Origin of the sequence: Diaphorobacter ruginosibacter (assembly GCF_040396215.1) — a bacterium.
Lineage (GTDB): Bacteria > Pseudomonadota > Gammaproteobacteria > Burkholderiales > Burkholderiaceae_C > Diaphorobacter_A > Diaphorobacter_A ruginosibacter_A.
Genome location: NZ_JBEBOW010000199.1, coordinates 1 through 4,635 on the forward strand (window position 1 = coordinate 1; position 4,635 = coordinate 4,635).

4 protein-coding genes are annotated in these 4,635 nt (G+C 63.5%); 3 read left to right on the forward strand and 1 reads right to left on the reverse strand.

Annotated features, from left to right (window positions below):
* Positions 1 to 1,045 (reverse strand): LacI family DNA-binding transcriptional regulator (locus ABWP92_RS16530; protein WP_353236503.1); only part of this gene is annotated, 1,045 nt, incomplete at its 3' end.
* Between the two features lie 234 nt (positions 1,046 to 1,279).
* On the opposite strand from ABWP92_RS16530, the gene ABWP92_RS16535 reads away from it, so the two are divergent.
* The 3 genes from ABWP92_RS16535 to ABWP92_RS16545 all read left to right on the forward strand — a co-directional run.
* On the forward strand, positions 1,280 to 2,200 hold the full coding sequence (locus ABWP92_RS16535; protein ID WP_353236504.1) for a Bug family tripartite tricarboxylate transporter substrate binding protein: 921 nt from the start codon (positions 1,280 to 1,282) through the stop codon (positions 2,198 to 2,200).
* A gap of 13 nt (positions 2,201 to 2,213) precedes the next feature.
* Positions 2,214 to 3,959 (forward strand): N-acyl-D-amino-acid deacylase family protein, encoded by a 1,746-nt coding sequence (locus ABWP92_RS16540; protein ID WP_353236505.1) that lies wholly within the window; start codon positions 2,214 to 2,216, stop codon positions 3,957 to 3,959.
* Positions 3,960 to 4,019: 60 nt separating this feature from the next.
* Positions 4,020 to 4,635 (forward strand): SDR family NAD(P)-dependent oxidoreductase (locus ABWP92_RS16545; RefSeq protein WP_353236506.1); only part of this gene is annotated, 616 nt, incomplete at its 3' end.

Sequence of the window (4,635 nt, forward strand, 5' to 3'; positions counted from 1 at the left end):
TCTTCGCCGGATGCAGCAAGCGGGTGCTTTCCCTGATCCGCAGGGTGGGTTCGAGAACACAGGCGGAGGAGCCCGCTTCTTCGCCCAGGCAACCGAGCAGGTAATGCCCCGCCTTCATTCCCACTTCACGGATCGGCAGATGGACGGTGGTGAGCGGCGGGTTGACGTAAGCGGCGAAGTCATTGTCGTTGAAGCTGATGATGGAGATGTCCTCGGGTATGCCTACGCCATTCTGTTGCAGCCCGCGCATGGCCCCCACGGCAAGGTAGTCGCTGGCGCAAAAGAGCGCGGTGATACGGGTATGCGCGGCCAGTATTTTTTGTGCGGCGTCATGGCCTTGCTGGAAGCCGTGCTCGGTATGGATGCATGCCTGTTCCACGATGTGTACGCCGCGTTTTTGGGCCGCGGCCTTGAGCCCTTGCAGGCGTTGGCGTGAACGGTAGCGCAGGGGGCCTTGAATCTGGCCCCAGATCAGTCCGACCTCTCTGTGGCCCAGGTCGGCGATGTGATTGAGCGCGATCTGGCCGTTGTGCGCTTCATCCAGGCCAATGCAATGGTCGCCATCCTTGGGCCTGCCCCAGAGGTGCGCATAGGGAACGGGATAGCGCGAAAGAATTTCCCGTGTCTGGCCCAGGCCCTCGAATCCCAGGAGCGCAATGGCGTCGACGCCGCGCGCCAGCATGGCGGAGAGGGCGGCGAATTCGGTCTTGCCATCCGGCACGGGCGCCGACAACAGAAGCGTATAGCCTTTTCGGGCGACCTGGCTTTCCAGTCCTTCCACGACGTGCGCGAAGTTGGAGCTGCCGAACTTGAGTATGACGGCGCCTATCGTGTGGCTGCGCCGCATGGCCAATGCGCGGGCGGCCCCGTTGGCGACATAGCCCAGGGTGCGCACCGCCTGCATCACGCGGTTGCGGGTTGCCTCGCTGATCATCTCCGGGCGGCTGAGAGCGCGTGAAACGGTCCCCGTGGAAACGCCTGCCATGGCTGCCACATCGGCGAGGGAGGCTGGCTTGATGGTTGTTGCCTGGACGTTCTTGCTCATGAATTCAGGGGGCCGTACAGCTGACGCGTTGCCTGCCGGGATGCTAATGGTAATCCCCAAATCTTAACTTCATGGATTGCGCCTACCATTTTATGCAAGCGCTTGCATTAACTTGAGTTAAACAATCATCATGATGACTACGGCATGGAGACAAATATGCATGGAAGCTACACAAGACGTTCCTGTTTGGCGTGGGGCGCATTGGCTTTAGGACTGGGCTCTTCGATTGCGGCAATGGCGGATGAGGCATGGCCGCAGCCAGGCAAGCCGATCCGGATCGTGGTTCCGCTGCCGGCGGGTTCTGGCTCGGATGTGGCGGCGCGCCTGCTGGGAAAGCTCATGAGCGATGAGCTCAAGGGACATCCGGTGATCATCGAGAACAAGCCGGGGGCCTCCACTTTCATAGGAGCGCAGGAGGTCGCGCGCTCGCCTGCGGATGGGCACTCCCTGCTCTACACCATAGTGGTGACGCATACGCAGAACCCGCACCTGTACTCCAAGCTGCCGTATGACCCGGTCAAGGACTTCACGCCGCTCGGGCAGGTGATGAAGTCCGCCACGGTGCTGATCGCAGCGCCGAATGCTCCGTTCAGCAACCTCAAGGAGGTGATCGCGTATGCCAAGGAGCATCCCGGCAAATTGAACTATGCGAGCTATTCCCCCGGATCCACATCGCACCTGAATGCCGAGCTGCTGCAGATGCGCACCGGCACCAAGATGCTGCATGTTCCCTACAAGGGAGCCACGGATGCCTCGCGCGCATTGGTGGCCGGCGATGTGGATATCTACTTCGACGGAACGGCCAGCGCGGTATCGCTCATCAAGGCCGGCAAGGCCAAGGGCATTGGCGCGGCCACGCCCACGCGCGTTTCCGCGCTGCCGGATCTGCCGACCATCCAGGAGCAGGGCGTGGAGGGTATCAACATCGTTGGCTGGCAGGGAGTGTTCGGGCCAGGGAGGATGTCGCCAGCGCTGACAGAGAAAGTGAGCGCGGTGATCAGCAAGGCGTCGCGCTCCAGGGAAATGCTGGCGTTGATCGAAGCGCAAGGCAACGAGGCCTCGGGAGCCGGGGCGGCGGAGTTCGCAAGGATCGTGGCGGACGACAGCGTCAAGTGGGGCGAGGTCATCAAGGCCGCGGGGATTCATCTGGATTGAAGAAGGCATGAGCATGTTTGATACCGTAATTCGTGGCGGCCGCATCGTCGATGGAACCGGCGCACCGGCGTTTCAGGGAGACCTCGGCATTCGCGACGGAAAGATCGAGGCCGTGGGCGGGACGCTGGGTGCGGGCAGGCAAGAGATCAACGCCGATGGCGCGCTGGTCACTCCTGGCTGGGTGGATGTGCACACCCATTTCGACGGGCAGGCGACGTGGGATCCCTACCTGAGCCCTTCCACCGATCACGGCGTGACCAGCGTGGTCATGGGCAACTGCGGCGTGGGGTTCGCGCCGGTGAAGGCGGACCGGCGCGACTGGCTGATTCGCGTGATGGAGGGGGTCGAGGATATTCCGGGTACCGTGCTGTCCGAAGGCATACGCTGGGAGTGGGAGACCTTTCCGCAATACCTGGATGCGCTTGAACGCATGCCGCGCGCGCTCGACATCGGAGCGCAGATTCCGCACTCGGCTCTGCGCACCTACGTGATGGGCGAGCGCGGCATCACGCACGATGAAGCCACGCCGGACGATATCCGCCAGATGGTGGCGGCGGTGAAGGAGGGGCTTCGGGCCGGGGCGCTGGGATTTTCCACGACGCGCACGTTCATCCACAAGTACGACAACCGCAAGTTTCCGCCGGGAACATTTGCAACGCCGGACGAGATCCTCGGCATTGCGCGCGCCATCAAGGAAGTGGGCCATGGCGTGTTCCAGATGACGTCGAACCACTATCAGATGGAGACGGAATTTCCCTGGCTGCGGCAGATCGCCGCCGATAACCAGTTGCCCGTGGCGTTCGCATTGGTGCAGACCGACGGTACGGCGGAGAACTGGAAGCGTCTGCTGGAGAGCCTGGACCAGGCCCACAAGGATGGCGTGCCCATCTACGGCGCGATCGGGGGACGTCCCGCGGGCATTCTGATGGCCTGGCAGGGCTCGATCCACCCCTTCATGGCCCACGACGCATGGAAGCGGATTGCACCGCTGCCATGGGAGGAAAAGCTCGAGCGCCTGCGCGACCCGCAGGTGCGCGCGCAGCTCACGGACATGGCGGCTTTGATGGGGTCGGCGGAATACGATTCGCGCCTGGCCTACCTCACGCAGAGTTTCCAGAAGATGTACGCGCTCGGCGCCGAGCCCGACTATGAGCCGCCCAGGGAGCGCAGCATCGAGGCCATCTCGCGGCGCGATGGCCGCAGTCCGCTGGAGATCGCCTATGACATGCTGATGGAGCAGGACGGCAAGGGGCTCATCTATTTTCCGAGCTTCAACTACGCCTACAACGACCTGAGCCAACTGCATGCCCAGCTACAGCATCCCAACACGATGATGAGCCTGGCCGATGGCGGCGCGCACTGTGGCTATATCTGCGACGTGAGCGTGCCCACCTACATGCTCACCCACTGGGTGCGCGACCGCCAGCGGGGACCTCGGCTGCCGCTGGAGCACATCGTGAAAAAGCAGACCATGGAGACCGCCGACATCTATGGCATGCGCGATCGCGGGCAGCTCAAGCCGGGTTATCTGGCCGATGTGAACATCATCGACTTCGACAGGCTGCGCCTGCCGCCGCCCTACGTTGCCTTTGATCTGCCGGCTGGAGGGCGCAGGCTCAATCAGACGGCGCAAGGGTATGTCGCAACGCTCAAGCGCGGCAAGGTCATCATGCAGGGCGGCAAGCCGACGGGCGAGTTGCCGGGATCGCTGGTTCGCGGGCCGCAGCGGCAACCTGCCGCACGGGCGGGTGCAAAATGAGAGGATTCAAGGCACCTGCCGGACCGCTCGGCGCAACCTTTCACGGAAGACCGGGACACCATGAGCAATGAAACCAAAACCGCCATCGTCACCGGCGCGGCCGGAGCCCTGGGATTCGCCTGCGTGCGGCAATTGCTCGAGCAGGGGTTTCAGGTGGCGGCGGTGGGGCGCAGCATGGAGCATCTGCGGGCGCGCTTTGACCGCGACGATGCGCGTCTGTTCCTGGTGGCGGCGGACGTGACGGATCTCTCCAACTGCCAGGACGTGGCGGATCAGGTGCTGCGCAGGTCGGGCCGCATCGATGCGCTGTGCAATATCGCGGGCGGCTTTGGCATGGGCTCGCCGCTGGCGCTGGATGCCGTTCAGCAATACGAGCACCTGATGGCGCTGAATGCCGGCGCCGTGTTCAGGATGGTGCATTGCGTGGCTCCGTCCATGGTGGAGGCCGGCTCGGGCAGCATCGTCAACGTGGGCGCTCGGTCGGCGTTGAGCGGGCTGGCGGGCATGGCGGCGTATGGCGCATCCAAGAGCGCGGTGATCCGGATGACGGAATCGTTCGCGGCGGAGTTCGGGCGCTCGGGTGTGCGCGTCAACTGCGTTCTGCCCGGCATCATCGATACGCCGCAGAACCGCAGGGACATGCCCGATGCGGACTTTTCCCAATGGGTTGCGCCGC

What these genes read in the sequence shown, in the direction of transcription:
- ABWP92_RS16535 (WP_353236504.1), top strand. Translation starts at nt 1,280, where the DNA reads ATGGCGGATGAGGCATGGCCGCAGCCAGGCAAGCCGATCCGGATCGTG.
- ABWP92_RS16540 (WP_353236505.1), top strand. Translation starts at nt 2,214, where the DNA reads ATGTTTGATACCGTAATTCGTGGCGGCCGCATCGTCGATGGAACCGGC.